At 72.1% G+C, this 25,852-nt stretch carries 26 protein-coding genes; 14 read left to right on the forward strand and 12 right to left on the reverse strand.

The window, feature by feature from the left end; all coding sequences use genetic code 11:
• Window positions 1-3: 3 nt before the first annotated feature.
• From ABTY20_RS06875 to ABTY20_RS06885, 3 genes are read left to right on the forward strand one after another with little or no spacing between them, the layout of a single operon-like run.
• Window positions 4-993 (forward strand): carbohydrate ABC transporter permease, encoded by a 990-nt coding sequence (locus ABTY20_RS06875; protein WP_351995976.1) that lies wholly within the window; start codon window positions 4-6, stop codon window positions 991-993.
• Between the two features lie 17 nt (window positions 994-1,010).
• Entirely contained in the window at window positions 1,011-1,850 is an 840-nt protein-coding gene (locus ABTY20_RS06880) for a carbohydrate ABC transporter permease (protein ID WP_351995977.1), read from the forward strand.
• Window positions 1,851-1,882: 32 nt separating this feature from the next.
• Window positions 1,883-3,241 (forward strand): GH1 family beta-glucosidase, encoded by a 1,359-nt coding sequence (locus tag ABTY20_RS06885; protein ID WP_351995910.1) that lies wholly within the window; start codon window positions 1,883-1,885, stop codon window positions 3,239-3,241.
• A 326-nt stretch (window positions 3,242-3,567) separates the two neighbouring features.
• Here ABTY20_RS06885 and ABTY20_RS06890 read toward each other — a convergent pair whose 3' ends face one another.
• Together ABTY20_RS06890 and ABTY20_RS06895 are read right to left on the reverse strand one after the other, a co-directional pair.
• Window positions 3,568-4,011 (reverse strand): DUF3093 domain-containing protein, encoded by a 444-nt coding sequence (locus ABTY20_RS06890; RefSeq protein ID WP_351995911.1) that lies wholly within the window; start codon window positions 4,009-4,011, stop codon window positions 3,568-3,570.
• 258 nt (window positions 4,012-4,269) lie between these two features.
• Window positions 4,270-4,548: a GlsB/YeaQ/YmgE family stress response membrane protein gene (locus ABTY20_RS06895; RefSeq protein ID WP_351995912.1), complete on the reverse strand. Its 279-nt coding sequence runs from the start codon at window positions 4,546-4,548 to the stop codon at window positions 4,270-4,272.
• Between the two features lie 356 nt (window positions 4,549-4,904).
• Between ABTY20_RS06895 and ABTY20_RS06900 the strand changes: the two genes are divergently transcribed.
• From ABTY20_RS06900 to ABTY20_RS06920, 5 genes are all read left to right on the forward strand, one after another.
• Window positions 4,905-5,432, forward strand: a complete 528-nt coding sequence (locus ABTY20_RS06900; RefSeq protein WP_351995913.1) for a DUF1648 domain-containing protein — start codon at window positions 4,905-4,907, stop codon at window positions 5,430-5,432.
• A 405-nt stretch (window positions 5,433-5,837) separates the two neighbouring features.
• Window positions 5,838-6,725, forward strand: a complete 888-nt coding sequence (locus ABTY20_RS06905; RefSeq protein ID WP_351995978.1) for an ABC transporter ATP-binding protein — start codon at window positions 5,838-5,840, stop codon at window positions 6,723-6,725.
• On the forward strand, window positions 6,722-7,573 hold the full coding sequence (locus ABTY20_RS06910; protein WP_351995914.1) for an ABC transporter permease: 852 nt from the start codon (window positions 6,722-6,724) through the stop codon (window positions 7,571-7,573). The genes ABTY20_RS06905 and ABTY20_RS06910 overlap by 4 nt, the downstream gene beginning before the upstream one ends.
• Before the next feature lie 57 nt (window positions 7,574-7,630).
• Window positions 7,631-8,101 (forward strand): MarR family winged helix-turn-helix transcriptional regulator, encoded by a 471-nt coding sequence (locus ABTY20_RS06915; RefSeq protein WP_351995915.1) that lies wholly within the window; start codon window positions 7,631-7,633, stop codon window positions 8,099-8,101.
• Window positions 8,102-8,181: 80 nt separating this feature from the next.
• Window positions 8,182-9,771, forward strand: a complete 1,590-nt coding sequence (locus ABTY20_RS06920) for an MFS transporter (RefSeq protein ID WP_351995916.1) — start codon at window positions 8,182-8,184, stop codon at window positions 9,769-9,771.
• Window positions 9,772-10,012: 241 nt separating this feature from the next.
• On the opposite strand, the gene ABTY20_RS06925 is transcribed toward ABTY20_RS06920, so the two are convergent.
• On the reverse strand, window positions 10,013-10,891 hold the full coding sequence (locus ABTY20_RS06925; RefSeq protein ID WP_351995917.1) for an NAD(P)H-binding protein: 879 nt from the start codon (window positions 10,889-10,891) through the stop codon (window positions 10,013-10,015).
• 63 nt (window positions 10,892-10,954) lie between these two features.
• On the opposite strand from ABTY20_RS06925, the gene ABTY20_RS06930 reads away from it, so the two are divergent.
• Entirely contained in the window at window positions 10,955-11,551 is a 597-nt protein-coding gene (locus ABTY20_RS06930; RefSeq protein ID WP_351995918.1) for a TetR/AcrR family transcriptional regulator, read from the forward strand.
• Between the two features lie 80 nt (window positions 11,552-11,631).
• Here the strand turns inward: ABTY20_RS06930 and ABTY20_RS06935 are convergent, their stop codons facing one another.
• From ABTY20_RS06935 to ABTY20_RS06945, 3 genes are all read right to left on the reverse strand, one after another.
• Window positions 11,632-11,982 (reverse strand): hypothetical protein, encoded by a 351-nt coding sequence (locus ABTY20_RS06935; protein WP_351995919.1) that lies wholly within the window; start codon window positions 11,980-11,982, stop codon window positions 11,632-11,634.
• Between the two features lie 131 nt (window positions 11,983-12,113).
• Window positions 12,114-12,524, reverse strand: a complete 411-nt coding sequence (locus tag ABTY20_RS06940) for a hypothetical protein (RefSeq protein ID WP_351995920.1) — start codon at window positions 12,522-12,524, stop codon at window positions 12,114-12,116.
• Window positions 12,521-12,955 carry a hypothetical protein gene (locus ABTY20_RS06945; protein WP_351995921.1) on the reverse strand — a complete coding sequence of 145 codons (435 nt, stop codon included), beginning with the start codon at window positions 12,953-12,955 and terminating at the stop codon, window positions 12,521-12,523. The genes ABTY20_RS06940 and ABTY20_RS06945 overlap by 4 nt, the downstream gene beginning before the upstream one ends.
• A 172-nt stretch (window positions 12,956-13,127) precedes the next feature.
• Here ABTY20_RS06945 and ABTY20_RS06950 point away from each other — a divergent pair, with 172 nt between their 5' ends.
• The 3 genes from ABTY20_RS06950 to ABTY20_RS06960 all read left to right on the forward strand — a co-directional run bounded on the left by ABTY20_RS06950 (window position 13,128) and on the right by ABTY20_RS06960 (window position 15,447).
• Window positions 13,128-13,949 carry a helix-turn-helix domain-containing protein gene (locus ABTY20_RS06950; protein ID WP_351995922.1) on the forward strand — a complete coding sequence of 274 codons (822 nt, stop codon included), beginning with the start codon at window positions 13,128-13,130 and terminating at the stop codon, window positions 13,947-13,949.
• Entirely contained in the window at window positions 13,946-14,137 is a 192-nt protein-coding gene (locus tag ABTY20_RS06955) for a DUF397 domain-containing protein (RefSeq protein ID WP_351995923.1), read from the forward strand. Before ABTY20_RS06950 ends, ABTY20_RS06955 begins: the two co-directional genes overlap by 4 nt.
• A 152-nt stretch (window positions 14,138-14,289) precedes the next feature.
• Entirely contained in the window at window positions 14,290-15,447 is a 1,158-nt protein-coding gene (locus tag ABTY20_RS06960) for a hypothetical protein (protein ID WP_351995924.1), read from the forward strand.
• A gap of 116 nt (window positions 15,448-15,563) precedes the next feature.
• Here ABTY20_RS06960 and ABTY20_RS06965 read toward each other — a convergent pair whose 3' ends face one another.
• From ABTY20_RS06965 to ABTY20_RS06985, 5 genes are read right to left on the reverse strand one after another with little or no spacing between them, the layout of a single operon-like run.
• On the reverse strand, window positions 15,564-18,461 hold the full coding sequence (locus ABTY20_RS06965; protein WP_351995925.1) for a DUF5682 family protein: 2,898 nt from the start codon (window positions 18,459-18,461) through the stop codon (window positions 15,564-15,566).
• Entirely contained in the window at window positions 18,458-19,582 is a 1,125-nt protein-coding gene (locus ABTY20_RS06970) for an ATP-binding protein (RefSeq protein WP_351995926.1), read from the reverse strand. The genes ABTY20_RS06965 and ABTY20_RS06970 overlap by 4 nt, the downstream gene beginning before the upstream one ends.
• 53 nt (window positions 19,583-19,635) lie before the next feature.
• Window positions 19,636-21,048, reverse strand: coding sequence for a vWA domain-containing protein (locus ABTY20_RS06975; protein ID WP_351995927.1), 1,413 nt, complete (start codon window positions 21,046-21,048; stop codon window positions 19,636-19,638).
• Complete coding sequence (locus tag ABTY20_RS06980; protein WP_351995928.1) at window positions 21,045-22,436, reverse strand: hypothetical protein; 1,392 nt, start codon at window positions 22,434-22,436, stop codon at window positions 21,045-21,047. The genes ABTY20_RS06975 and ABTY20_RS06980 overlap by 4 nt, the downstream gene beginning before the upstream one ends.
• Complete coding sequence (locus ABTY20_RS06985) at window positions 22,436-22,957, reverse strand: hypothetical protein (protein ID WP_351995929.1); 522 nt, start codon at window positions 22,955-22,957, stop codon at window positions 22,436-22,438. Before ABTY20_RS06985 ends, ABTY20_RS06980 begins: the two co-directional genes overlap by 1 nt.
• Before the next feature lie 176 nt (window positions 22,958-23,133).
• Here ABTY20_RS06985 and ABTY20_RS06990 point away from each other — a divergent pair, with 176 nt between their 5' ends.
• Together ABTY20_RS06990 and ABTY20_RS06995 are read left to right on the forward strand one after the other, a co-directional pair.
• Window positions 23,134-24,792, forward strand: coding sequence for an N-6 DNA methylase (locus tag ABTY20_RS06990; protein WP_351995930.1), 1,659 nt, complete (start codon window positions 23,134-23,136; stop codon window positions 24,790-24,792).
• A 109-nt stretch (window positions 24,793-24,901) separates the two neighbouring features.
• Window positions 24,902-25,300, forward strand: a complete 399-nt coding sequence (locus tag ABTY20_RS06995) for a hypothetical protein (RefSeq protein ID WP_351995931.1) — start codon at window positions 24,902-24,904, stop codon at window positions 25,298-25,300.
• A gap of 195 nt (window positions 25,301-25,495) precedes the next feature.
• Here ABTY20_RS06995 and ABTY20_RS07000 read toward each other — a convergent pair whose 3' ends face one another.
• On the reverse strand, window positions 25,496-25,801 hold the full coding sequence (locus ABTY20_RS07000) for a hypothetical protein (RefSeq protein WP_351995932.1): 306 nt from the start codon (window positions 25,799-25,801) through the stop codon (window positions 25,496-25,498).
• Window positions 25,802-25,852 lie beyond the last annotated feature (51 nt).

A 25,852-nucleotide genomic window follows, 5' to 3' on the forward strand; every position in this document is an offset into this window, starting at 1 on the left:
GCCATGACCGCCACCGCTCCCGCGGCCGAGGCCGCCGTGCGCAAGGGCTCCCCCGGTGCGGCGCGCGGCCCCCGCCGCCGCACCGGGCGGATCCGCCGCATCGGACTGCCCTACCTGCTCCTGCTGCCCGCGCTGCTCCTCGAACTCCTCGTCCACCTGGTGCCGATGGTCATCGGCACCGTGATGAGCCTCAAGGAACTCACCCAGTTCTCCCTCCGCGACTGGGGCGCCGCCCCCTGGGCCGGCCTCGACAACTACGCGGTGTCGGTGGACTTCGACGCCCCCGTCGGCAAGGCCCTGCTCCACTCGTTCCTCGTCACCGTCGCCTTCACCCTGCTGTCCGTCGGCCTGTGCTGGCTGATCGGCACGGCCGCCGCGGTCTTCATGCAGGACGCCTTCCGCGGCCGAGGCCTGCTGCGCGCCCTGTTCCTGGTGCCGTACGCCCTGCCGGTCTACGCGGCCGTCATCACCTGGGTGTTCATGTTCCAGCACGACAACGGCCTGGTGAACCACGTCCTGCACGACCAGCTCGGCCTCACCGACGAGCCGTCGTTCTGGCTGATCGGCGACAACAGCTTCGTCGCGCTGCTGATCGTCTCGGTGTGGAAGGGCTGGCCGTTCGCCTTCCTCATCGTGATGGCCGGCCTGCAGAACATCCCGCGCGAGCTGTACGAGGCCGCCGCCCTCGACGGCGCCGGCATGCTCCAGCAGATCCGCCGCATCACCCTGCCGTCGCTCCGCCCCGTCAACCAGGTCCTGGTCCTGGTCCTGTTCCTGTGGACGTTCAACGACTTCAACACCCCGTACGTCATGTTCGGCAAGACCGCTCCCGAGGCCGCGGACCTCATCTCCGTCCACATCTACCAGGCGTCCTTCGTCACCTGGAACTTCGGCACAGGCGCCGCGATGTCGGTCCTGCTCCTGCTCTTCCTGCTCGCCGTCACGGGCGTCCACCTCGCCCTCACCTCACGCGGACGGAGGACCGCCCCATGAGCCTGCCCCGGTCCCCGATGGCCCCGCCCCGCTCGTTCCTCTGGTCCCGGCGGGTCTTCCTGACCCTGCTCACCGGCTTCGTGCTGCTCCCGGTCCACGTGATGGTCTCCAGCTCGCTGAAGCCGCTGGCCGACGTCACCGGCGAGTTCCGCTGGCTGCCGACCGAGCTGACGATCCGCCCGTACATCGACATCTGGTCCACGGTCCCGCTCGGCCGCTACTTCGTGAACTCGCTGATCGTGGCGGGCGCGGCGACCGTCTGCTCGGTGGTGATCGCGGTGTTCTCCGCGTACGCCGTCAGCCGCTACTCCTTCCGCGGCAAGCGCGTCTTCACGGTGACCGTGCTGTCGACGCAGATGTTCCCCGGCATCCTCTTCCTCCTCCCGCTGTTCCTCATCTACGTCAACATCGGCAACGCCACCGGCATCGCCCTGTTCGGCTCGCGCGGCGGCCTGATCCTCACGTACCTGACCTTCTCCCTGCCCTTCTCCATCTGGATGCTGATCGGCTACTTCGACTCGGTCCCGCGCGACCTGGACGAGGCGGCGACGGTGGACGGCTGCGGCCCGCTCGGCGCGCTGTTCCGGGTCGTCGTCCCGGCGGCCGTCCCCGGCATCGTCGCGGTCGCCGTCTACGCCTTCATGACCGCCTGGGGCGAGGTCCTCTTCGCGTCCGTGATGACCAACGACACCACCCGCACCCTCGCCGTCGGCCTCCAGGGCTACTCCACCCTCAACGACGTGTACTGGAACCAGATCATGGCCGCCTCGCTCGTGGTGAGCGTGCCCGTGGTCGCCGGCTTCCTGCTGCTGCAGCGCTACCTCGTCGCCGGCCTGACGGCGGGAGCCGTCAAGTGACCGTCGGCTTCCCCGATCCCGAAAGGACTTCCGTGACCATCGACTACGCCGCCCTCCCCGACGACTTCCTGTGGGGCACGGCCACCTCGGCGTACCAGATCGAGGGGGCCGTGGCGGAGGACGGCCGTTCCCCGTCGATCTGGGACACCTTCTCGCACACCCCCGGCACGATCGCGGGCGGCGACCACGGTGACGTCGCCTGCGACCACTACCACCGCTGGCGCGAGGACATCGGCCTGATGCGCCGCCTCGGCACCAACGCCTACCGGCTGTCCGTCGCCTGGCCGCGCGTGGTGCCGGGCGGCGACGGCCCGGTGAACGCCGAGGGCCTGGCCTTCTACGACCGACTGGTCGACGGCCTGCTCGAGGCCGGCATCACCCCGTCGGTCACCCTCTACCACTGGGACCTGCCGCAGACCCTCCAGGACCGCGGCGGCTGGCCCGAGCGCGACACCGCCGAGCACCTCGCCGCGTACGCCTCCGCCGTCGCCGAACGCCTCGGCGACCGCGTCACCCACTGGGCGACCCTCAACGAGCCCCTCTGCTCGGCCTGGATCGGCCACCTGGAGGGCACGATGGCCCCGGGCTGGACGGACCTGACGGCAGCGGTCCGCGCCTCCTACCACCTCCTGCTCGGCCACGGCCTGGCCGCCCGCGCGATCCGCGCCGCGGCCCCCGACGCCCAGGTCGGCATCGTCAACAACCTCTCCACCGTCCACGCCGCGAGCGACCGCCCCGAGGACCGGGCCGCCGCCGTCCGCATGGACGGCCACACCAACCGCTGGTGGCTCGACCCGGTGCACGGCCGCGGCTTCCCGGAGGACATGCGCGAGGTCTACGGCGTCGAACTCCCGGAGAAGCAGGGCGACCTGGAGACCATCGCGGCCCCGCTCGACTGGCTCGGCCTGAACTACTACTTCCCGCAGGTGGTGGCCGACGACCCCGGCGGCCCGGCGCCCCGCGCCGCGTTCGTGCGCCGGGACGGCGTGCCGCGCACCGGCATGGACTGGGAGATCGACGCGAGCGGCATCGAGACCCTGCTGCTGCGCCTGACGAACGAGTACGGCGCCCGCAGGCTCTACGTCACCGAGAACGGCTCCGCCTTCCCGGACGTCGTCCGCCCCGACGGCACCATCGACGACCCGGAGCGCCAGGACTACCTCACCCGGCACCTGGCCGCCTGCGCGTCCGCGGCCCGCAAGGGCGCCCCGCTGGCCGGCTACTTCGCCTGGTCCCTGCTGGACAACTTCGAGTGGGCCTACGGCTACGACAAGCGCTTCGGCCTCGTCCACGTCGACTACGCCACCCAGGCCCGCACCGTCAAGGGCTCCGGCCACCGGTACGCGGAGATCATCCGCGGCCACGGGCAACGGACACGGCGGGCGGCCTGACAGCACCGGTGGGCGCGGGCGGACAGGCCGCAGCCGGTGATCCGCTCCTCGGCCGGGCCGGGCCGGCCGCCGTCGGGCCGGCCCCGCGCCTGCGCACCCGGTCGGACGTGACCCGGCGCCGGGCAGGACCGCGCCGGGCAGACCGGTGAAGGACCGGTCACTCCGGTTCGTGTCGACGGACGGGTACCCCGGGCCGCTCCGTCCCCTCGGGTCCCGGCCGTACCGGTCCTCGTTCCCGACGACCGGCTCGGGGCCGGGCACGGGGCCGGTGGGGCCGGCGGCCGCCCTCGTCCGGACGGGAGCGGCCGCCCGGCGGTCGGCGTCGGTCAGCGGCGGGCGAAGGCCGGCACCGCCAGGAGGGTGGTCGGCCGGCGGGTGGAGAGGCAGAGGCAGGGCGCCGGGCAGTCCGGGTGGTCGGTCTCGATGCGCGGAGCCGTCGGGACGTAGCTGCGCAGCAGCATCACGGCCCGCACGTCGGCCCGTCGGGTGCGCCAGAGGAACGCCTCCTCGGCGTCCAGGATCTCCGCCAGGCCGAGCGAGGCGAGGGGGAGGCGCCTCGAGCCCGCCGTGAGGTGACCGTCCGTCACCGTGATGCGGGAGGCGCCGTAGGCGTACAGCCCCAGCGCGGTCGGGACCACCACCGTGGCGAGCGCGCCGACGGCGACCACGGGCCCGAAGGGCAGCAGGACCAGGGCGGCCATCACACCCGGCAGGACGGCAAGCCCGTACCACGTCCTCGGCACACCGAGACGTTCTTCGTACAGGTGCATGCGTTCACCCTGTCAGTTCCGCTTCGGCCGCGCGTCCGCGGGGGAGGGCCCCGCGCACGGCCGCCGACCGGTTCGACGGTGCGGGCGACGACCGGGGGAGGACTTGGCCGAGGACGGCTCACCGCCGCGGCCCGGACGTCCGAAGGGACGGGCGAGACGACGCCGGACCGGCCGGTTCGGTGGGGCGGGCGCCGCGGAAGGGGAACGGCCCCTCGTCGCGTGCGACGAGGGGCCGTTCCGTGCGGTGCGGACGCCGGATCAGGCGTGGCGGTGGGAGTGGCGGTTGCCGGTGACCATGCGGTAGAGGGCGAGCAGGATGACGGAGCCGACGATGGCGGCGATCCAGGTGGACAGGTCGAAGAAGCCGTCGATGGAGTCGACACCGAAGATCACCTTGCCGAGCCAGCCGCCGAGGAGGCCGCCCGCGATGCCGATGAGCATGGTGATGACGACGCCGCCGGGGTCCTTGCCCGGCATCAGGGCCTTGGCGATGAAGCCCGCGAGCAGGCCGATGAGGATCCAAGCGATGATTCCCATGACAGGTCTCCTACCTCGTCGTATAAAGTTTCTGTTAGTGCATCGTCTTTACCGTCGGCCCGCTTTCAAACACCGCGGCTTCGAGATCTGCCGGGCCGGTTCCCGGCGTGCCCCGTCGTCTCCCGCACGGTCCGGCGAGAGGGCCTCCGGTTCCGGCATGACGTGTGCCCCCTGCCGCACGGATGACTCCGGGCGGGGTCTTCGGATCCGGGAGCGCTCCCACAGGGCACTGACGAGAGGTCAGGCCGCTGCCCGGCCGGGCGCGAGGCGGGGCCGTCCACGGGCGGCGGGTCCGCGCGACGCGGATGCGTGCGAACGCTTCCGATGCGCCCGCGTTCCGTCGGATGATCGACGGCATGGTGCTTTCCCCCGCCGTCCGGCTCTGGTTGCTCCCCAACGTCGCCCTCCTCGCCGCCATGGGCGTCTGGGGCGCGCTCCGCTACTCCCACCTGCCGGAGCGGATACCGAAGCACATCGGTGTCGACGGAGTGGACGCCTGGACGGACCGGTCGATCGGCAGCGCGTTCGTCCTGGTCTTCGTGTACGCGGGCCTGACGGTGCTGATGACCGGCAGCGCCGAGCTGGCCCTGCGCATGACGCCGCGCGACGAACTGCCGGGCACGGACCGGCCGTCGTTCGCCGCCGGGCCGGCCCCGTCCGTGCTCAACAGGCCCGGCAGCCGTGCCTCGGCACGCCGGACCGCTCGGGCCCTGCTGCTGCTCAACACGTGCATCGGCGTCTCCCTGCTCATGGGCTGCGGCATCCTGTGGCGTTCCGCGCCCGACCCGGACGTGCCCGGGTGGCTGTTCGCCGCGATGCTGCTGCCGCTCCTCGCCGGCACCGCGCTGACCGTCGCCGCGGCCCTGGGGGACCGGAAGCGGTGAAGTCCCTCCGGCCCGCCCCCGCGGCGCGTGAAGGACCGGTGGGCCGCCCGCCGGGAAGGGGAGCCGGAGGGCGGCTGCCGCACGCGCACCCGGCGCGCACCGCGTGCGGGACCGCCACGCGGACGCTTCCCGGGCCGCCCGCGGGGACGCCGGCCGGAGCGCGGCGGCCGCACCCGGGCCCCCTCCCCGAGGGTCGGCGCCCGGCCGTGCCGGCCGAACCGTTCGGTAATGTGTTCGTCCGGGAGGGCTCGAAGGGCTGTTGCCGGCGCGCTTCGACCCCGGATCCCGGAGGACGGACCACGAGAGGGACGGGGGACACCGGTGGCGCCTGCGCACGTCGTGTCCGGCGCGGGGGACGGCCCGCCGCCGGAGAGCGACACGGTCATCGACGTACGGGGTCTGCGGATGCGCTACCGCAGCCAAGAGGTGCTGCGGGGCGTGGACTTCACGGCCCGGCGGGGCGAGGTCCTGGTGCTGCTCGGCCCGAACGGGGCGGGCAAGACGACCACGATCGAGGTCCTGGAGGGCTTCCGGATGCGGTCGGCCGGCGACGTGACCGTCCTCGGCGCCGATCCGGCACGCGGGGACGAGCGGTGGCGCGCACGCCTGGGCGTCGTCCTGCAGTCCTGGCGCGACCACGGCAAGTGGCGGGTGCGGGAGCTGCTGTCCCACCTCGGCGCGTACTACGTCCCGTACTCCACCGCCCTGGCCCGGCGGCCCTGGGACGTCGACGAGCTCATCGCCGCGGTGGGACTGACCGGACAGGCGGACAAGAGGGTCGGAACCCTGTCGGGCGGGCAGCGCAGGCGTCTCGACGTGGCCGTCGGCATCGTGGGCAGGCCCGAACTGTTGTTCCTGGACGAGCCGACGGCCGGTCTGGACCCGGAGGCCAGGAACGAGTTCCACGGCCTGGTGCGCGGGCTCGCGGACGAGAACACCACCGTCCTGCTGACCACGCACGACCTCGCCGAGGCGGAGAAGCTCGCCGACCGGATCCTCATCCTGGCCGGCGGCCGGATCGTGGCCGACGGCCCGGCCGAGGAGCTGTCCCGGCGGGCGTCGGCCGAGGCCACCGTGCGCTGGACCCGGGACGGGCGGCCCTTCGAGCAGTCGACGGCCGAACCCACCCGGTTCGTCCGCCTGCTGTTCGAGGAGCACGGCGAGGCGATCGGCGATCTCGAGGTGCGCCGGGCGAGCCTGGAGGACACCTATCTGACGATGGTGCGGGAGCTGGAGGCGGGGAGCGCCCCCGGCGAGCGGGCGGCACACGCCTTCGGGGAGGGACTGCGATGAGTCCGGTGTGGCACGCGGCGGCGGTGGGGGTGCGACGCGGCCGGACGGAACTGCGGCAGACCTTCACCTCCGGCCAGGACGTGTTCGGGTACGTGCTCTGGACGGTCCTGCTCATGGTGCCGCTGTTCCTGGCGGGGGACGAGCGGCTGGAGGGCGCGGGCATCTCGGCCGGCGCGTTCATGCTGCCGAGCATGGTGGGCATGACGCTCGCGTTCACCGGGGTGATGACCACGGCGCAGCTCCTCGCGGCCGAGCGCGAGGACGGCACGCTGCTGCGGGCCAAGGCCGTGCCGCACGGCATGGTCGGCCACCTGGTCGGCAAGGTCGTCATGGTGTCGGGCACGGTCCTCGTCTCCATGGCGCTCCCCCTCGTCGTCGGCGTGTTCCTGGTGGACGGGGTGGCCCGGCAGGGCGGCGGAGCGCTGCTGACCCTGGTGTGGGTGGTGCCGCTGGGCCTCCTGGCGACCCTGCCCGTGGGCGCCGTCATCGGCTCGCTCGTCGACAACCCGCGCACCGTCGGGCTGCTGATGCTCCCGGTGATGGGGCTGATCGTGATCTCCGGGATCTACTCCCCGCTGTCGGAGCTGCCCGGGTGGCTGCAGATCGTGGGGCAGGTCTTCCCCGTGTACTGGCTCGGCCTCGGTCTGCGGGCCGCGCTGCTGCCGGCCGGGGCGGTCGCCGCCGAGGTCGGTGAGTCCTGGCGGTACCTGGAGACGGTGGGCGTGCTGGGCGCCTGGGCGGTCGCCGGGCTGCTCCTCGCCCCGTCCGTCCTGCGCAGGATGGCCCGCCGCGAGTCCGGGGCCACGATGACGGAGCGGCACCGGAAGGCGATGCAGCGGGTCGGTTAGGACCACCCGGCAGAAAGACATGTGTTCATAGGTATGGAGACATAGTAAGGTGGGGGGATGCCCGGTTCCCACCCGTCCGACCAGGACCTCAGCCGCGTGGCCCGTGAGCTGACGGCGATCCTGCCGACGCTGAACCGGGCGGTGGACCGACGCCTCGCCCAGGACGTCGCGATGCCCAAGCCCCCCGAGGGGCAGCTGGCGCTGCTGCGGCTCGTCGCGGAGCGGGACGGCATCGCCGTGCGCGAGGCCGCCGACGTGATGCTGATGAAGCCGAACAACGTCAGCGCCCTGGTCTCCCAGATGACCCGGCAGGGACTGCTGGAACGCCGGCAGGACGCCCACGACAAGCGGGTGGCGCACCTGCACCTCACGGTACGGGCGCGGCAGGACCTGGCCCGGGTGGACGACCTCAGGCACGGTTACGTCACCGAGGCGCTGCACACCCTCACCGACGGGGATCTCGACGCCATCGGATCGGCCCTCTCCGCTCTGAGCAACCTCGCGCGGCGTCTCCACCCCGCCCACTGACGGCAACGCCGCGGAACCCGCCCGGCCGATTCGGCCCGGCGGGCGCCGCCCCCTGTTCTCAACACCCGGGAATCACCTTCATGTCCTCCACCGCCGTGGATCACTCACCCCTGTCCGCCGACGCCCCCGAGGGCGACCGGCGCGGTCGCCGGAGCAATCCGTGGCTGACCCTGATCGCCGTCGCCTTCGGCCTGTTCATGGTCGGGCTCGACGGCAGCGTCGTGTCCATCGCCAACCCCGAGATCGGACGTGACCTCGACGCGTCCACCGCCGATCTGCAGTGGGTCACCAACTCCTACCTCCTCGCCCTGGCCGCCGCGTTGATCCTCGGCGGCAAGCTGGGCGACCGCTTCGGCCGGCGCACGTACTACCTGATCGGTGTCGCCGGATTCACGGCGGCCTCCGTGGCGATCGGCCTGGCCGGCTCGATCGAGGGCGTCATCGCCTTCCGCGCCCTGCAGGGCTTCTTCGGAGCCCTGCTCATGCCCAACACCCTGGGAATGCTGCGGGCGGTCTTCCCGCCGAAGAAGTTCGGCATGGCCGTGGGCATCTGGGCGATGGTGTCCTCCGTGTCGACCGCGCTCGGCCCCATCGTCGGCGGCCTGCTCGTCGAACACGTCGACTGGGAGTCGGTCTTCTACATCAACGCCCCCATCGGCGTCGTCGCGCTCGTGTTCAGCGCGCTCGTCCTGCCGCAGAGCAAGAACCCCACCGGTCACCACCGCTTCGACATCCCCGGTGTCGTCCTGCTGGCGCTCGGACTGCTCGCGGTCGTCTTCGGCGTGGTCAAGGGCGAGGCCTGGGGCTGGACCTCCGCCGGCACCCTGGGCACCGTCGCCGCGGGCCTCGTGATCCTGCTGGCCTTCGGCTGGTACGAGACGCGCGTCGAGCACCCGCTGCTCCCCATGCGCATGTTCCGCAGCCCCGCGCTGACGATCGGCACGATCATCACCGCCGTCAACTTCTTCGTCCTGCTCGGCGTGATCTTCTTCGTGATGCTGTACCTGCAGAACGTCCGCGGCTTCACCCCCGTGGAGGCCGGCGTGCGCACCCTGCCGCTCAGCCTCGCCTCCGTCGTCGCCTCGCCGATCGGCGCCGCGCTCACCGAACGCTTCGGCGCGCGGCTGTCGATGCCGCTGGGCATGGTCCTCCAGGCCGCCGCGTCCTTCTGGATGCTCACCTGGGACGCGCACTCCTCCTACGGCGCGCTGTGGCCGCCGTTCATCGCCCTCGGCCTGGGCGTCGGCATGGTGATGGCGGCCTCCTCCGACGCCATCGTCGGCAACGCCCCCGTCAAGGACGCCGGTGTCGCCGGCGGTCTGCAGGCCACCTCGCTGCAGATCGGCGGCGCGCTCGGCACCTCCGTCCTCGTCTCGCTGATCAGCAGCCGTGTCGGCTCGACGCTTGAGGGCGAACTGACCGCCGGTGGAGTGCCCGCCCCCGTGGCGCAGGGCCTGGCGGAGGCCAAGGACGCGGTGGCGATGGGCGTCTCCCCGGTCTCCGGTGACATGCCCGCCGATCTGAGGGCCGCGGTCGTCGAGGGCAGCGGCCAGGCCTTCATGAACGGGGTCCACGGTGCCGTGCTCGTCACCGGCGTGCTGTGCGTGGTGGGCGCCGTGCTCGCCGCCGTCGGCGTACGGCGCACCGCGCAGGTCCCCGCCCCGCACTGAGGGACGGGGAACGGGCGACGCGCCCGGCCGGATCACAGGGCTCCCGCGGAAACGGCGGCCCGTCCGACCGGCCGGGCCGTCCCGCGGCGGGCGGTGACGCGTCGACGGCGCACTGGTGGCCGTGGAGGCCGGCTTCCTCGAGGAGGCCGACGGCCTCCTGGGCGACCTTCTCGGTCACCGGCTCGACACGGATGCGGAGACCCGGGCCGGAATCCCTGGACCCCTCAGACCGGGGAACACGTCAGGAACCCTCTGTGAACGCAATGGCGTGGTCAACGGCCCACTGATAGAACGTTCGCGGCGCCCTCCCGAGGACGTCGGCCACCGTGGTGGTGACGTACGCGGGCTGTCCGGCCGCCGCACTCCACGCGGCGAGCAGCATGTCGACGGCCGAGCTGGGCACCGTACCCTCCCACAGACTTCGGAACTCGTCCGGAGTCACCTCCTCGAATGCGATCCGGCGCCCCAGGGCGTCACCGATGACGTCCACCTGCGCGGCTTGGGTCAGCGATTCGGGACCCGTGAGGACGTAGTCGCTTCCGACGTATCCGCCCTGATAGAGCGTCTGCGCCGCGACGGCTGCGATGTCGCGGTCGTCGACCGGTGCCGACTCGGCAGCACCGTAAGGCCACCGGACGACTTCACCGGCCCGGATCGCGGGCGCCCACCAGGCCAGCGAGTTCGACGCGAACATCCCCGGCCGGATGATCGTCGACTCGAGTCCGGTGGCCGCGATGAGCCGCTCGATGTCGGCGTGCAGCACCGCCATGGGATTGGGCTGCTGGAAGAAGGGGTGCGGCGTCCGATGAGGGGAGGAGAGGAAGACGACCCGCCGCACGTGGGCTGCCAGCCGCTCGACGACTGCCTCCGCGGTCTGAGGCGGGGCGGTCCAGACGAGGAAGACCGCACCGGCGCCCCTCAACGCCGGGTCGAGCGACTCGGGCACAGCGAGGTCGCCGGTGAAGACCTCGACCTTCGCCGGCAGGGCCGCCGCCGCCTCGGAGCGACGGGTGAGGGCACGGACCGGTACGCCCGCGTCGAGGAGCTGGTCGATGACGACGCGGCCGACCCGGCCCGTCGCCCCGGTGACGAGCACGGGAGGAATGTCTGTCTGAGCCATGCCATCCATGGAAACGTTACTTGGTTAAAAAAGCAACTCGGTAACGAATGTTACGGTGGTCGGATGAGCGAGTCGACGGGACTGCGGGCCCGTAAGAAGGAGCGGACGCGCGACGCCATCGGTGACGCGGCCGTCTCGCTGTTCCTGGAGCGCGGCTTCGACCGCGTCTCGGTCAACGACATCGCCGCGGCGGCCGAGGTCTCCAAGCCGACTCTCTTCCGGTACTTCCCCACCAAGGAAGACCTGGTGCTGTACCGGTTCGCGGACCACCAGGGCGAGGCGGCGCGGGTCGTACGCGACCGTAAGTCCGGCATCGAGCCGGTGACGGCGCTGCACCGGCACTTCCGGGCCGGCCTCGATCGGTACGACCCCGTCACCGGACTCAACGATCATCCCGAGGTGGTGGCGTTCCATCGGCTGGTGTTCACCACACCAAGCCTGGCAGGACGGCTCACGCGGTACCAGCTCGAGGACGAGGAGGCACTGGCGGAGGCCCTGGGCGAAGGCATCCGGGCACGCCTGCTGGCCGCCCAGGTACTCGCGGTCCAACGGGTGCTCGCCCGGACCAACTGGCGGAAGATCGCCGACGGCCGCACCGCCCACGACGTCCACCCCGAAGCGGTGGCCGACGCCGACCAGGCATTCGGCCGGCTGCTGTGATCACGCTGGCTGTCGGCGGCAGTCTGCGTGGTAGGTCATCCGTCAGGCTGTGTCGCCGGCGGCCATCGGAGCCGGTGTGCTCACAGAGGCGGGTGGGCCTCGTCCGCCCGGCCGAAGATGTCTCCGAACGTGGGGGAGGGCACCGACTCGCGGGCGGCGAGGGCGGTCGGCGTGTGGCGCACTTCGGTGCCCAACCGAAAGAGCTGGAGACTGGTCCGGCCGCCCTTATGGACGTACAAGCGGAAAACCTTGACCGCGACGTCGTCGCGGTCGTCGGCGAACGTGTCCGGGAGCCCGGCGAGTAGTTCGAAGTCCTGCCTGCCGGTCGCCGCGTCGGCCACGGCGCTGAGGGGCAGGGCCTCGAATTCTGAAGCGGACAAGGAAGTGTCCACCGCGACAGCGTGAGCGGCCAAGGACGCGAAGACCTCCATGGATGGCGTCCCGCCAGGTGGTGCAGCCGATCACGGGGCCGGAATCCGCAGGTCGGGACGAGAGTCCTGCCGGACCCGGGCGTTCGACTCGCCTCGGCACGGCACCCCGTGGACTGCCGCGTCCGCGGAGATCACCAAGGACGTCGTACCGGAACGTGCAGCTCTTGATCCCCTGCACCACGACGCGGGACGTGACCCGTGCTGCCGAGCCCGCGATGGAGGAAGAAGACGCCCGTTGTGCCCGACCCGAGCGCGGTGGCGAGCCGGAAGCGGTGGACGGTGAGCGGCTCGCCCGGAGACTGGGCCGGGACTGCCCGCCGAGCGGGTAGCAGGACGGACGACTGCCAGGCGATCCAGAGGAGGGCGGCGACACCGAAGCCCATCAGGATCTTCGGTCCCGCGCCGGTGCTGAAGAACTCCTGGAGACCGGATGTCGCGGCGAAGGAGCCGACACCGAGGAACAGCAACGCCGGCAGACTGAGGACGAAGGGTGTGAGGAACAGCCATATGCGACGGGCGTCGCACGGACGGGCCTGCTTCAACCAGGCGCGAAGTGTGTCCCTCTGCCGGGCTTCAGGGGGTCGGAGGCACCCATTCGGGAGGTGATGCCGACCGCTGCCTCGCGTAGTCGCACTGTGGCGTCGTCCGAGGGTGTCACAGCGGTGGTGTACATCAGGGAGCGGCGCAGCCGCAGATAGCGCAGGGTGATGAGCAGACTCCACGGGACCCTCCAGGCGGCGTAGCGCAGCAGCGCGCCCACGCTGTCGCCGTCGACCCGTTCGGAGGGCAGGAGCACATCCGGCATGGTGCGTTTGCCGCGGTGCAACTGGCGTGCGTCGACGACCATGGCGACGGCCAGACAGGCCAGCGGTGTGGCCCACGCCTTGGCGTCCAGCGTCTCAAGCCATTGTTCGGGCTGCCCGCTGGACTTCTGGACGACGTAATTGTTCAGCGTGTGAGGCGCGGCCACCACCAGAACCGGTCCCGTGCAGACTGCCCCAGGCGGGCGCGTCCGGTGGGCTCCGCGGCCCGTACACGCCGGCCTGTACGGGCCGTGGCCGGGCCTTGCCCGTGACCCCGCCCGGTCGCCCGGTCGTTGTACGGCTGCAAGGTGTGCCACCAGCGTGACAAGGGGGTCGTCGTCCATGGCGAACAGCAGCGCACTCGAGCCGTCCGACAGTCTCAGAGCGTTCGGCGCGGCCCTGAAAACGTTCCGGGAACGCGCCCTGCTCACCCAGGAGCAGCTCGCCGAGCGGCTCAACTACTCGCACGCCTCGGTCGCCTCGGTCGAGCAGGGGCGGCGGATGCCGACCGTCGCTTTCGTCGAGCGGGTGGAGGACGAGCTGGAGGCGTTCGGGGTGCTGCGGGCCATGGCCCGGCACGTCGGGCGGCAGCGTGGCCTGGCGGTCTGGTTCCGGGAGTGGGCGCAGTTGGAGGAGGTGGCGGTCAGCCTGTGTACGTACGAGTGCCGGGTGGTGCCCGGGCTGCTCCAGACCGAGGCGTACACGCGGGCGGTGATGCTCAATGTGCCGCCTCCGCCCACCCAGGAGCAGTTGGAGCAGCGGATCGCGGCGCGGCGGGCGCGGCAGGACCTGCTGTGCCGAGAGCCGCCGATCGCGTTCAGCTTCATCGTCGAGGAGTCGGTGTTGCTGCGGCACACGGGCGGCGAGCAGGTCACCCATGACCTGCTCGGTCATCTCCTCACCTGCACGGAGCCGTGGAACGTGGAGCTGCAGGTCATGCCGCTACGGCAGCCTCACCATGCGGGCACGGACGGGCCGATGCAGCTTCTGGAGACCCCGGAGCGGCAGTGGCTCGGGTACGCGGAAGGGCAGAAGACCGGGCAGCTCGTCTCCGACCGAGAAGCTGTGAGTGTGATGCAGATGCGCTATGCCAAGATGCGCTCGCAGGCCCTGTCCCCGGCGGACTCGGTGGAGTTGTTGCAGAGGATGCGAGGAGCGCTATGAGCACCGTCAGTGAGCTGGACTGGTTCAAGAGTAGCTACAGCGGGTCCGAGGGTGACAGTTGCGTGGAGGTTGCGCACGTCCCCGGAGCCGTGCACGTACGTGACTCCAAGGAGAAAGACGGAGTGATGCTGACGTTCGAGCTCACGGCGTGGGATCAGTTCCTCGGAACGGTCGTTCCCCGGCCCTGACTCGGCCAGGTCGCCGGCGGCAAGGCGCACTCGCAACTGTCGACACGAGGGCCGTCGGGATGTTCGGAACATCGGCCGCCCGCTCGTAGGGGTTTCCGGCGAGTGATCCGGCTGCCTTTCCGTGACTCGAAGAGTGATCATATGATCAGGTAATGGGGCTTGCTGATGTCACTCGTGAGAACGCCCATCAGGCGATGCCGGCACACGACGACCCCGGCGACGTGGAGTCGCCCTCCCCGGGCTACGAGTTCGAGCCCGAACGCCGCGCACGGACGGAGCCGTCTGAGCCCCGTCTGCTGATATCACCGTCCTACGGAAGTGCGGAGTCCCGGCAGCACTGGAGGGACACGCTCGACCGGACTGTTCCCTTCGCCGACGAGCGGTACAACCGTTACTTGACCGAGGATCAGCGCAGGCAGCTCCTGATCCTCCACCCGGAAGGACGCTCCCGCTTCTGGGGTGCCAGACCAGGGCACGACAGCAAGATGGCGGCCGTCACCACCGGGGACGTGGTGCTCTTTACCGGCAAGAACCATGTCCGGGCCATCGGCGAGGTCGGAGCGATCTTCCGCAACCGCGAATTCGCGGACGTGCTGTGGCCACCCGGTCAAGGTGGCGAGAGCTGGCACACGGTGTACAGCCTGCGCGAGTTCCAGACGACTGAACTGCCTTACGCCGTGCTGAACGCGTTGCTCGGTTACAAGCCCGCCTTCAAATATCCCGGTCAGCTGGTGCTATCGGGCGAACAGGCTGCAGCCGGCATCGACGGACTGCTCATCACCACGCGTACCGCACTCGAACAGGCCGGTGCAATCCCGCCCGGCAAGGTGCGCATGATGCAGGTGGAACAGCAGCACACGCGCACCGTCACGGTGGAGCAGTCCGCACGCCGACTCCTGTTCGACCGAATCGAAGCGGAATTGGTGCACGCCTACTGTGCCTCGCTGACAGAAGCGCGGGCCAAGCGTTTCGCTACGGCCGCCGGAATCTGCGATCTGTACCTCGATGGTCCCGATGGCCGCGAACTGATCGAGGCCAAGAGCCGCGTCGAGCGAACCCATGTAAGGGCCGCGCTTGCCCAACTGCTCGACTACGCGCATCACGCGCCCGCGCCGGTCGACCGGCTCTCCGCCCTCTTCCCGGCGCCGTTGGCTCCGAATGAACTCAGGTTCCTGCACCACTACGGCATCGACAGCATTCACCGGACCGCTGAGGGAACCTTCGAGCGCTTCCCCGCTCCCGAGCCCCGGCGTCGGTTCATCCGGAACCTTGCCGGGCCGGAAGTCACTGATACCGGGCCCGTCGTCTGAGGGTTCCGCGTGCGGTGCACGCCAGCCGGGGAAGCTCCCCCTGCACAGGCCGATCCCGCTGCTACTCCTTCCGGCGCGGCCGGGCCCTGCCCAGTCCGGGGCCCGGCCGCGCCCCGTCATGTCCTGACCAGCAAGGACTCCAGGGCTCTGGCCGTCGCCGGATGCTGGATCGTCAACACGGCGCCCGCCGGAGCCGGGGCGTCGGACCGCGTCCACCCGCCGTCGCAGCCCAGCAGCCCCGCGACCGCGTCGCACGCCGCCGGATGCGCGGCCAGCAGCGCCGCGCCCGAGGGGGCGGGGGCGTCGGGCCGCGTCCAGCCGTCGTCGCAGCCGAGCAGCTCCGCGACCGCGTCGCACGTCGCCGGGTGTGCCGTGAGCAGTGCCGCGCCGGGGCGGGCGGCGACCGCGGGTCCCGTGGCGAACGGATCCGTCCGCGGCATCCGCCACGGCGGCACCCACGCGTCCAGTTCCGCCAGCCGGCCCGGGAAGATCCGCCCGGCCTCACGGACCATCAGCGGGGCGAGGTCCGCCGCGCCGGAGCGCAGGGTGGTGATCAGGAGGGGCAGCCACGGCAGCAGCACCGTGTCCGGCAGCCGCCCGAAGGCGTTCGACACCGCCTCCACCACCACGTCCGCCAGCCCCGGCACGGGCTCCAGCGCGTGCACGAAGCCGCTGAGGTAGCGCGGGTAGGCGGGCACCACCAGCGGGTTGTCCAGCAGCTCGTCGCACCGCGCCCGCAGCTCGGCCCGGGACAGGGTGCCGAGCTGCACCTGCGCCGCCCACAGCAGCGCCGTCTTCGCCGGGTCCTCGGGGTGCGACTGGGCGACCGCGAGCTCCAGCTGGTTCCGGTCGCAGCCCAGTGACAGCGCCAGGCCCTCCATGGAGAACAGGAAGCCGAGCATCGCCGCGACCTGTCCCACCGTCGCGTCCTCGTCCCGGAACGCCGTCGGCAGCAGCGTGCAGTAGTGGGCGTAACCGGTCTTGACGAACGACTCGATCCACCCCGGCAACGCCGGCTCGCTGGTGCGGTAGTACGCCAGCAGCGCACGCACCCGGCGCAGCACCTCCGGCGCCCCGTCGACACTCCGCTCGGCGGCGAGCACCTTCAGCGCGTGCGTGCCGAGCTCGTCGGCGAGCCGGCGGCCGCCCAGGTACAGGAGGGTGTCCTCGACCGCCGCCAGCACCGTCGCCGTGGTGGCCTGCGGTCCGTACGCCTCGCGCCGCAGCCGCTGCTCCAGGACCTGCTCGAGGCTCACCCCCTCGTAGCCCAGCTCGATCAGCGCCCGCTGGTGCGTCCCGAGCGCCAGGTCCCACGACTCCTGGATCGACCGCTCGCCGAGCCGCCGCTCGCCCATGATCGGCCGGGCCGCGCCCTGCGGCATCAGCCGCCGCAGCATCCACAGCACGTCGGAGCAGGCCCGCAGTTCCGGCCGGGAGGCCATGTCCAGCAGGGCCCGGCGCACCCCGCGCTGCTCGAGCTTCAGCTCCAGCGGTGCGAGCCGGTCGTACACGTCGCGGGCGAGCGGCGGCAGCGAGTCGTACCCGACCCGGCCGATCCGGTCGCCGCCCATCATGATCTCGACGAGCCGCCGCACGTCCCGCCGTCCCGGGACGCCGTCCTTCTCGATGCAGGTGACCGCCGCGTCCTGGAAGTCGTACGGCGTCGGCTTGGCCCGGTCGCGCATTCCGGCGAGCAGGATCGACGTCTCGAAGACGGCGATGGCGTCGGCGGTGGAGGCGAGGTAGCCGTTGCGTCGGGCCGCGCGCACGATCTCCACCGACCAGCCGAGCAGTTCGGCCTCGTCGAGTCCGTCGAGCACGGGGGGCCTGCGCAGGAAGCCGGACAGCTTGTCCGCGGCGGCCCCGGACGGGTGAGCCGGGACGACGGCCGTCTGCTTGCCCGCGGGCTTCCTCTTCCCGGCCTGCCCCTGGAGCACGTACGGCTTCACCCGGGTCCGCTTCAGGCCCTTCGCCCACTCCGTCGCCGCGATCGACACCGAGCCCGCGGCGAGGCCGAACTGCGCCTCGATCGCCGCGTGGCTGGACGGGATCAGCCCGTACTGCCAGGTGGTGGCGGTGCGCGGGGAGATCGTGAACGTGTCCGAGCTGCCGTGCACGCCGAACTCCTCGACGCGGCTGGCCGCGTGGAACGCCCCGCACACGTACAGGCAGTCCTCCGGGTCCGTGCCGCTCGCCGCCAGGTGCTCGCGCATCCGGGTCCACATGTACCGCTCGCGGTCCTCGTCCACCCGCAGCCGGGAGCCGTCGCCGGGGGCGAGCCGCCGGAACAGGCTGCCGATGAGGAACATGACCTGGCGGTAGGTGTCGTGGTCGCCGTCCCCGAGCGGGACCTCGACGTACTGGTGCCACCACTCCGACCAGTGCCGCACCTTGCCGTGGCGCAGCAGGTGCTCCTCCAGCTCCGCGAACCGCGGCCGCAGGTCGCCGATCCCGACGCCGACGGCCTCACCGTGCAGCGCGGCCCCGTCCTCCTCCGGAGGTTCGGCCCCCTCCTGCGCCCGCTCGTCCCTCCTGTCCCACTGGAAGACGTGGTCCGCCGACCGGTCGACGAGGACCAGCTCCACGCCCGGGGTGTCCAGGGCGTACGCGATCGCCTGGTACTCGGCGGACGCCTCCGTGACCGGCGCCACCACCGACAGCGGGGCCCAGTCGGCCGGGAAGCCGTCGACGTCGCCGGCGAACGCCTGCACCGCCACCGGCAGCCGGCAGTTGCGCAGCTCGGTCAGGAGCGGCGCCATGTCCTCGCACAGCTCCAGGTACACCACCTTGGGCTGCTTCTCGCGCAGCCGGCGGGCCATGGCGAGCGCCGAGGCGGGGGAGTGGTGACAGACGGGGAAGATCTCCAGCGGCTCGCGCACCGCCCGGTCGACGTCGTCGACCATGCCGAGCAGGATGTCCTCCAGGGCGTCCGGGCCGCCCGCGAACTCGGCCGCCGCCTGCTGCAGTTGACCGCGCAGCGCGGCGAACGACGTGTTCTCCCGAGGCTCGCTCATGACAGGGTGGCGATCGCGTCGCGGCCGCCCTCGAGGAACTCGGGCCAGGAGCCGCCCTCCTCCTTGCTGCGCGGCTCGACGACACCGTGCAGGTACTTGTTGAGGATGGCCAGGTCCTCGGGCTCGCGCCGGGTGAGCGAGCCGACCAGCGAGGAGGCGAGGGCGCGGGCGGTCAGGGTGCGCTCGCCGAAGAAGTTGCCGTGCAGCACGGCGTCCTCCAGCACGCCGATCTGCTCGGCCGTCGACAGCGCCGACTCCAGCTTCTCGTCGTCGCTGCCGGCCGCCGCGGCGGAGGCGCGCAGGTCGGCGAAGCTCTGCAGCAGCACGTCCAGCAGGGTGGGCGGCACGTCCAGGTCGATCGAGTGCCGGCGCAGCAGCTCCTCGGTGCGGAAGCGGACGATCTCCGCCTCGCTCTTCTTGTTCGTCACCACCGGGATGCGCACGAAGTTGAAGCGGCGCTTGAGCGCGGAGGAGAGGTCGTTGACGCCCCGGTCGCGGCTGTTGGCCGTGGCGATGATCGAGAAGCCGGGCTTGGCGAAGACGATGTTGTCGTCACCGCCGCCGCTCTCCAGCTCGGGGACGGAGATGTACTTCTCGGAGAGGATCGAGATCAGCGCGTCCTGGACGTCGCTCGTGGACCGGGTCAGCTCCTCGAAGCGGCCGATGGCGCCGGCCTCCATCGCGGTCATGATCGGCGAGGGGATCATCGACTCCCGCGACTGGCCCTTGGCGATGACCATCGACACGTTCCACGAGTACTTGATGTGGTCCTCGGTGGTGCCGGCCGTGCCCTGCACCACCAGCGTGGAGTTGCGGCAGATCGCCGCGGACAGCAGCTCGGCCAGCCAGCTCTTGCCCGTGCCGGGGTCGCCGATGAGCAGCAGGCCGCGGTCGGAGGCGAGCGTGACGATGGACCGCTCCACGAAGCTGCGGTCGCCGAACCACTTCTGCGCCACCTCCCGGTCCAGTCCGTCGGCCCGCTCGGAACCGAGGATGAACAGCCGGACCATCTTCGGGGACAGCCGCCACGAGAACGGCTTGGGGTTGTCGTCGATCGACTCCAGCCAGTCGAGCTCCTCGGCGTACTTGATCTCGGCGGGGGCGCGCAGCAGGTCGGACATGAGGGGAAGGCCTTTCCGTACGGTGGTGATCACGGCGAGGGTGCGTCCGGTGATCAGGTGAGGAACGTCTTGAGTTCGTGCACGAGCTTCTTGATGTGGCCGGAGATCACCGGCGTGCCGAGGTCCTTGAACTTCTCCCGGAACCACGGGTTGACGCTGCCGCGCCCGGAGCTGGTCACCGAACCCACCGGGATGAACTTCGCCCCCGAACGGTGGACGGCGGCCATGCTCTCGAACAGCTCGTCGGTGCGCCATTCGTAGAAGTCGGAGATCCACACCACGACGGTGTTGCGCGGTTCGGCGATCTTCGGCCGGGCGAGCGCCATGGCGACCGTGCCGTCGGTGCCGCCGCCGAGCTTGGTCCGCAGCAGCGTCTCGAACGGGTCGTGCGCCCAGGGCGTGAGGTCCAGCGCCTGCGTGTCGTACGCGATCAGGTGGACGTCCACCTTCGGCAGCCCGGCGAAGATGGACGCCAGGATGGTGCAGTTGACCATCGAGTCGACCATGGAGCCCGACTGGTCCACGACCACGATCAGCCGCTGCGGCGTCGTCTTGCGGCTGGTGTGCCGGTAGTAGAGCCGGTCGACGTAGAGCCGCTCCTCCTCCGGGTCCCAGTTGGTGAGGTTCTTCCAGATGGTGCGGTCGAGGTCGAGGTTGCGGTAGACGCGCTTGGGCGGGACGGACCGGTCGAGCTCGCCGACCGTGGCCTTCTCCACCTGGGTGCGCAGCACTTCGGTGACCTCGTCGACGTAACGCCGGATCAGCGCCTTGGCGTTGGCGAGGGCGACACCGGAGAGGTTGTCCTTGTCGCGCAGCAACTGCTCGATCAGCGACATGCTCGGCGTCAGCCGGGAGGCCAGCGCCGGATCGGCGAGCACCTCGCGCAGCCGCATGCGCCGGACGAGGCCGGCCTCGATGGAGCCCAGCTCCGGTCCGATCCCGGGGATCAGACGGCCGAGGTCGGGCATGGGGCCGCCGTGACCGGTGCCGGTCGGGCCGACCCCTCTTCCGGCTCCCGTGGGGCGCCCGCCGCGCAGCTCGCCGGGCCGGCAGCCCAGCGCCCGCTCCAGCCAGCCCGCGTCCGTCTGCCAGCGCGCCAGCTGCTCGGCGGTGACGGCGCCGGAGCCGGAGGCGAAGACGTTCAGCAGCACCTTCGAGGCGAGCGCCGCGCGCCGCACCTCGGCGGCCCGGTCGCGCGCCCCGTCCTCGTCCGGCTCGGGCGTCATCAGCCCGTCGAACTCGGCGGCCAGCTCCGGGTGCCGCTGCACGACCGAGTCGACGGACGCCCCCGGATCCAGCAGCGCGGCGGGCAGACCGACGTCCTCGACCACGGCGAGGCTCGCCGATTCCAGGCCGGCCTGTTCCTCGGGGTCGAAGAGGCGGGCCAGCAGGCGCCAGTACAGCACCTGCCGCCGGTTCTCGTCGGAGTCGGGCGCCGGGGGGCCCGCAAGGGTCGGTTCGCTCATTTCCGCAGCAGCTTTCCCGCGCGCTCGCGCAACACCTTCACGGCGTCGGTGGCGGCCTTCTCGGCGCGCACACCGGCCTTGTCCGTCGTGCCCCCGGCCCAGGCCCCGGCGTGGACGGCGACGGTCCTCTTCCGCACCGTCCGCTCCACGGCGAGCGGCTGGAGCAGGAACTCCCCGGCGTCCCAGCGCAGCAGTCCGACGCACGCACCGGACGAGGCGACGGCCTCCGGGGTGAGCGGACCGGCGGCCGGCACCCGGTCGGTGTCGACGACGAGGCGCTGCCCGGCGACCTGGAACACCACCGCGCCCCCGTCCTCCTCCACGGCGTACCCCTCCAGCAGGACGGGCACGGCGATCCGCGCCGGATGCCGGTCGAGCGGGGCGGTCGGGAAGGCGGCGGCGGGCAGCGCCACCCGCGCGGTGGCGAAGACCTCGGCGGGCTCGCCCGCACGGGCCCGGGCGTCGTCCCAGAGCAGATCGCCCTCACCGGTGACGGGCATCGCGTCGAGGTCCACGGCACGCCCCTCGCCCACGGCGGCCAGCAGGGACAGGTGCGGCCGGAGCAGCTGCCACAGTCCCGCCCCGAGGACGGTGTCGGGCTTCGGAGCGGACGCCGAGGCCCGTACCAGCCGCGGCGCGCCGCCGTCCGCCGGCTCGAACACCGCGTGCACCTGCGCCTGTACGGCGGTGGCGTGCTCCTGCACGTCCACACCGAGCGGCAGCAGACGCCCGGTCGCCTCGCCGACCGCCGGGGCGGAGGCCGCGCCGGGCAGGGTCAGCAGCACGGCCCGCGACCACAGGTCGGCCCACCGCCGCACGGGAACGCGCTCCAGGGAGGCCCCGGGGCAGGAGGCGGCGAGTTCGGCGGCGAAGCCGTCGAGCAGCGCGGCCAGGCGGCGCAGCGCCGGGTCGGGCAGCATGGCGGACACCACGGGCGCGGCCCCGGCGACCAGTTCGTGGTCGATGCCGCGCCACCCGGCCCGCGCCAGATCGCACAGCCAACTCCGGGCGGCGGCGTGCAGATTGGCCGCGTGGTCCGCCCCGGTGGCCGCGGCGGCGCCGCTCTCCCCGGCCGGCGGCCGTCCGACGGCCTCCCCGATCCGCGCGACGAGCGCGTCGTGCACGGAGCCGAGCAGCGCGGTGCGCGCGGCGGCGAGCGCCACGAAGTGGTCCTCGCCGCCCGCCCCCGCGGCCGTCTTCCCGGCCGCCTCGGCGACCCGCCCGGCCAGCGGCGACCCGGCGACGGCGTCGGCCAGCCCGGCCAGCCCGGCGGCCTGGGCGGGCCCCGGACGGAGCAGGCCGTCCACGAGGACCCCGTCGAACCCGTCCACGGCCGCGAGGGCCTCGTCGAGTCCGTCGACGGGGTCGTTCAGCAGGTCGGCACGCATCACGCCACCGCCCTCGTCGTCGGGAACCACTGCATCTCGGGCAACGCAACGGTGGTGGGAGCGAGTTCGAGATAGGCGAGGTGCCGCAGGAACCGGCTGAACACCTGCGCCGCCGCCGAACCGTCGCCGTTCACCGGCCGCGTGGCGGTCATCGCGTCGACGACGTCGTCCCCGTCGGGCGCCTCCCCGCCGACCTCGACCTTCAGGTACCGGGTCACCCGGTCGGCGCCGTACTGCAGCACGGCCTCGAGGACGAGCGCCCGTATGTGGTTGCAGAACCACCCCCGCGCACCGCCGCACGGCCGGTTGTTGTTGGTGCTGCAGGCGAACGCGTACGTCCCCGCCTCGACCGACGACACGTACACCCGCCCGATGTCCGACCCGCTGGACACCACGCCCTGCAACCGTCCGTCGGCCAGCTCCACGAACGGCACCTTGGCGAGCTTGCGCGGCCGCGCGGACGGCACCACCCGTGCCGTGCTCGACTTCTCCCGGACCGACAACACACCACTCCCATGCATGCGAAAGGGGACGTCAACGCCAGAGCGGCGCAACGGGATCAAGCTATCGGCAGCCACTGACAACGCCCCCGGCGCAGGACGATCGCGGAGACGACGGACGGAGCGGTTCATTGTTGACGTCGTCAACGGCCATCTTTCGTTGAAACGTGCCAGGGACGCTGTGTACCGTAGGCGGTATGCCAGAGACCCCGGCCATGCCGACGAACCCGTCGGTCACCGGCTCCGAGATCGCCCGTATCGCGGGAGTCACCCGTGCCGCCGTGTCGAACTGGCGGCGGCGCTACGACGATTTCCCGACGCCGGTCGGCGGCGGCGCCAACAGCCCCCTCTTCGACCTGGCCGAGGTCCAGGCCTGGCTGGACAAGCAGAGCAAGGGGCAGGACGTCACCGACGAGGTCCAGCTGTGGCAGGTGCTGCGGGGAGCCTACGGCGACGACATCCTCGGCGGTCTCGCGGACGTCGCGCAGGCCCTCGCCGCCCCGCGGAGGAAGGCGCCGGCCGAGCTGCCCGACCGGGCGGTCCGGCTCGCCCGCCGGATGGCGGACGGCGGCTCCGCCGCGGACGTGGTGGACGGCCTCGCCGGGCGTTTCACGGAGTCGGTGCGGCGAGCGGGTTCGGACCAGGTGACCTCGCCCCGGGTGGTCCGCGCCGTCCGGCACTTCGTGGGCGACGTGGCGGCCGACGCGGTGCTGTTCGACCCCGCCTGCGGGATCGGCACCCTCCTGCTCACCGTCGGCGCCGGGCGGGGCGCCAGGCGGTGCGGTCAGGAGGTCGACGTCCGCAGCGCGCGGTTCGCGCAGGCGCGCGCCGACCTCGCCGGACCCCCCCGCACCGGGATCGAGCGGGGCGACTCCCTGCGCGCGGACCGCTGGCCCGACCTCAAGGCCGACCTCGTCGTCTGCGATCCGCCGGTCAGCGACACCGACTGGGGGCGGGAGGAGCTCCTCCTCGATCCCCGCTGGGAGCTCGGCACCCCCTCCCGCGCGGAGGGCGAACTCGCCTGGCTCCAGCACGCCTACGCGCACACCGCGCCCGGCGGCCGGGTCATCATGGTCATGCCCGCCTCGGTGGCCTACCGCAAGGCCGGCCGCCGCATCCGGGCCGAGCTGGTCCGCCGGGGCATCCTCACCCAGGTCACCGCGCTGCCGCCGGGCACGGCCGCCGCGCACTCCCTCCCCGTGCACCTGTGGCACCTGCGCCGCCCGCGGACCCCGGACGACGCGGCCACCGTCGTCCGCATGGTCGACCTCACGTCCAACGCCCCGGACGACCCCCTGGAGCCGCGCCCCCAGCAGATCACCGAGGTCCCCCAGATCGACCTGCTCGACGACCTGGTCGACCTCACCCCGAGCCGGCACGTCGAGGAGTCCCACCGCGACTACGCGACCGAGTACGACACCCTGCGCCGGGAACTGACCGAGCAGGTGCGGCGGCTGGCCGAGCTGCTGCCCGCCCTGGTGGCAGGCGAGGGCGCCGGCGCCCTGGACGGGCCCAGCGTCAGCGTCGCCGACCTGATCAGGGCCGGACTGGTCGAGCACGCGGACCCGGAACCGGTCTCGGTCAGCGACCAGCTCGACACGGACTTCCTCCAGGGCTTCCTGCACAGCGCCGCCAACAGCCGGCGCTCCACCACCGCCAGCGGCACCTTCCGGCTCGACAGCAAGGGCGCCCGCGTCCCGCAGATGGACATCACCGCGCAACGCGGGTACGGCGCGGCCTTCCACGCCCTGCGCGAGTTCGAGGAGCGGTCGCGCAGGGTGGCGGAACTCAGCCGGCAGATCGCGGCGCTGGCGCGGGACGGGCTGAGCAACGGGGCGCTGAAGCCCGGCACCTGACACCTTCGCGTCGAAAACGTGTACGCGCGCACCCCGGGTGTCTGGCACGATGAGACGCTGCACCGAAGCGTCTTCACGCGGGCCGAGCGTCCTGACCGAAGGGGAATCCATGGCGGACTGGATCTACATCCTCGATCCGCGCAGGGACACGCTGGACGGCGAGCCGTCCGACAAGGAGACGATCCTCCGACTGGCCGAGGAGGAACCGGAGCTGGACCTCTGGCTCGGCCGCCGCAACCGCATGGGGCCGGGCGACCGCCTCTGGTTCCTCTTCGCGCGGCCCGAGCCGGCGGTCGCCGCGGTGGCCGAGGTCGACGAGGAGCCCCGCCCGGACGACGAGGACCCCGACGTCCCCTTCCTGGTCCCGGTCACCCTGCTCACCGAGGCGACGAAGGCGCTGTACCGCGACCCGGTGAGCCGTGCGGAACTGGGACCGGGCCAGGTGCGCTCGGTGCAGAAGGTGAAGCCGGAGGCCCTGCCGGTACTGCTGGCACGGGCGGGCCTGTAGTCGGCGCGGCGGCGCCCGTCAGGGGAGCCGGCGGCGGTATGGCCGCCCGGCTCCCCTGACGGCCGCCGCCGCGCGGGCCGAGCCCGGACGCATCGTCGTGACCGTCCCGGGAGGGGTGGTCCCGACGCGCCCGTGCGCCACCCGGCCCGGCCGAGCTCCCGGTGGCGCCAGGCACACGGCGTCCGCCCGAAGCGGTCACGAAGTGCCCTTCCCGCCGCTACGGAGCCGGACGACGGTCAGGCCCACGGCACCGGCCAGGCAGAGCAGCGCCAGGACCGGGAGCACGACCAGGACCGGGTTCACCCACACCGGGACCAGGTCGTACCCCGCATGACACCTGTCGTGCAGCGGGAACCACCGCGTGTACTCCTCGAAGTTCTCCCTGCGGTACGCCCGGTCGTAGGCCCGGCCCACTCCGTGGCAGGCCTCCTCCGGGTCCAGGGACGCCCCGGCGAGGGAGCCGACGAGGTAGCAGGCACCGGCTCCCAGCAGGAGGAGCACCGCGCTCCAGGTGAACCACGCGGGACTGCGCCGCCACGTGCCGGAGAGCAG

Origin of the sequence: Streptomyces sp. NPDC126497, assembly GCF_040302425.1 — a bacterium.
In the GTDB taxonomy this organism is placed as follows: domain Bacteria; phylum Actinomycetota; class Actinomycetes; order Streptomycetales; family Streptomycetaceae; genus Streptomyces.

What these genes read in the sequence shown, in the direction of transcription:
- ABTY20_RS06875 (WP_351995976.1), top strand. Translation starts at nt 4, where the DNA reads ATGACCGCCACCGCTCCCGCGGCCGAGGCCGCCGTGCGCAAGGGCTCC.
- ABTY20_RS06880 (WP_351995977.1), top strand. Translation starts at nt 1,011, where the DNA reads ATGGCCCCGCCCCGCTCGTTCCTCTGGTCCCGGCGGGTCTTCCTGACC.
- ABTY20_RS06890 (WP_351995911.1), bottom strand. Translation starts at nt 4,011, where the DNA reads ATGCACCTGTACGAAGAACGTCTCGGTGTGCCGAGGACGTGGTACGGG.
- ABTY20_RS06895 (WP_351995912.1), bottom strand. Translation starts at nt 4,548, where the DNA reads ATGGGAATCATCGCTTGGATCCTCATCGGCCTGCTCGCGGGCTTCATC.
- ABTY20_RS06900 (WP_351995913.1), top strand. Translation starts at nt 4,905, where the DNA reads ATGGTGCTTTCCCCCGCCGTCCGGCTCTGGTTGCTCCCCAACGTCGCC.
- ABTY20_RS06905 (WP_351995978.1), top strand. Translation starts at nt 5,838, where the DNA reads ATGCGCTACCGCAGCCAAGAGGTGCTGCGGGGCGTGGACTTCACGGCC.
- ABTY20_RS06910 (WP_351995914.1), top strand. Translation starts at nt 6,722, where the DNA reads ATGAGTCCGGTGTGGCACGCGGCGGCGGTGGGGGTGCGACGCGGCCGG.
- ABTY20_RS06915 (WP_351995915.1), top strand. Translation starts at nt 7,631, where the DNA reads ATGCCCGGTTCCCACCCGTCCGACCAGGACCTCAGCCGCGTGGCCCGT.
- ABTY20_RS06920 (WP_351995916.1), top strand. Translation starts at nt 8,182, where the DNA reads ATGTCCTCCACCGCCGTGGATCACTCACCCCTGTCCGCCGACGCCCCC.
- ABTY20_RS06925 (WP_351995917.1), bottom strand. Translation starts at nt 10,891, where the DNA reads ATGGCTCAGACAGACATTCCTCCCGTGCTCGTCACCGGGGCGACGGGC.
- ABTY20_RS06930 (WP_351995918.1), top strand. Translation starts at nt 10,955, where the DNA reads ATGAGCGAGTCGACGGGACTGCGGGCCCGTAAGAAGGAGCGGACGCGC.
- ABTY20_RS06935 (WP_351995919.1), bottom strand. Translation starts at nt 11,982, where the DNA reads ATGGAGGTCTTCGCGTCCTTGGCCGCTCACGCTGTCGCGGTGGACACT.
- ABTY20_RS06950 (WP_351995922.1), top strand. Translation starts at nt 13,128, where the DNA reads ATGGCGAACAGCAGCGCACTCGAGCCGTCCGACAGTCTCAGAGCGTTC.
- ABTY20_RS06955 (WP_351995923.1), top strand. Translation starts at nt 13,946, where the DNA reads ATGAGCACCGTCAGTGAGCTGGACTGGTTCAAGAGTAGCTACAGCGGG.
- ABTY20_RS06960 (WP_351995924.1), top strand. Translation starts at nt 14,290, where the DNA reads ATGGGGCTTGCTGATGTCACTCGTGAGAACGCCCATCAGGCGATGCCG.
- ABTY20_RS06965 (WP_351995925.1), bottom strand. Translation starts at nt 18,461, where the DNA reads ATGAGCGAGCCTCGGGAGAACACGTCGTTCGCCGCGCTGCGCGGTCAA.
- ABTY20_RS06970 (WP_351995926.1), bottom strand. Translation starts at nt 19,582, where the DNA reads ATGTCCGACCTGCTGCGCGCCCCCGCCGAGATCAAGTACGCCGAGGAG.
- ABTY20_RS06975 (WP_351995927.1), bottom strand. Translation starts at nt 21,048, where the DNA reads ATGAGCGAACCGACCCTTGCGGGCCCCCCGGCGCCCGACTCCGACGAG.
- ABTY20_RS06980 (WP_351995928.1), bottom strand. Translation starts at nt 22,436, where the DNA reads ATGCGTGCCGACCTGCTGAACGACCCCGTCGACGGACTCGACGAGGCC.
- ABTY20_RS06985 (WP_351995929.1), bottom strand. Translation starts at nt 22,957, where the DNA reads ATGCATGGGAGTGGTGTGTTGTCGGTCCGGGAGAAGTCGAGCACGGCA.
- ABTY20_RS06990 (WP_351995930.1), top strand. Translation starts at nt 23,134, where the DNA reads ATGCCAGAGACCCCGGCCATGCCGACGAACCCGTCGGTCACCGGCTCC.
- ABTY20_RS06995 (WP_351995931.1), top strand. Translation starts at nt 24,902, where the DNA reads ATGGCGGACTGGATCTACATCCTCGATCCGCGCAGGGACACGCTGGAC.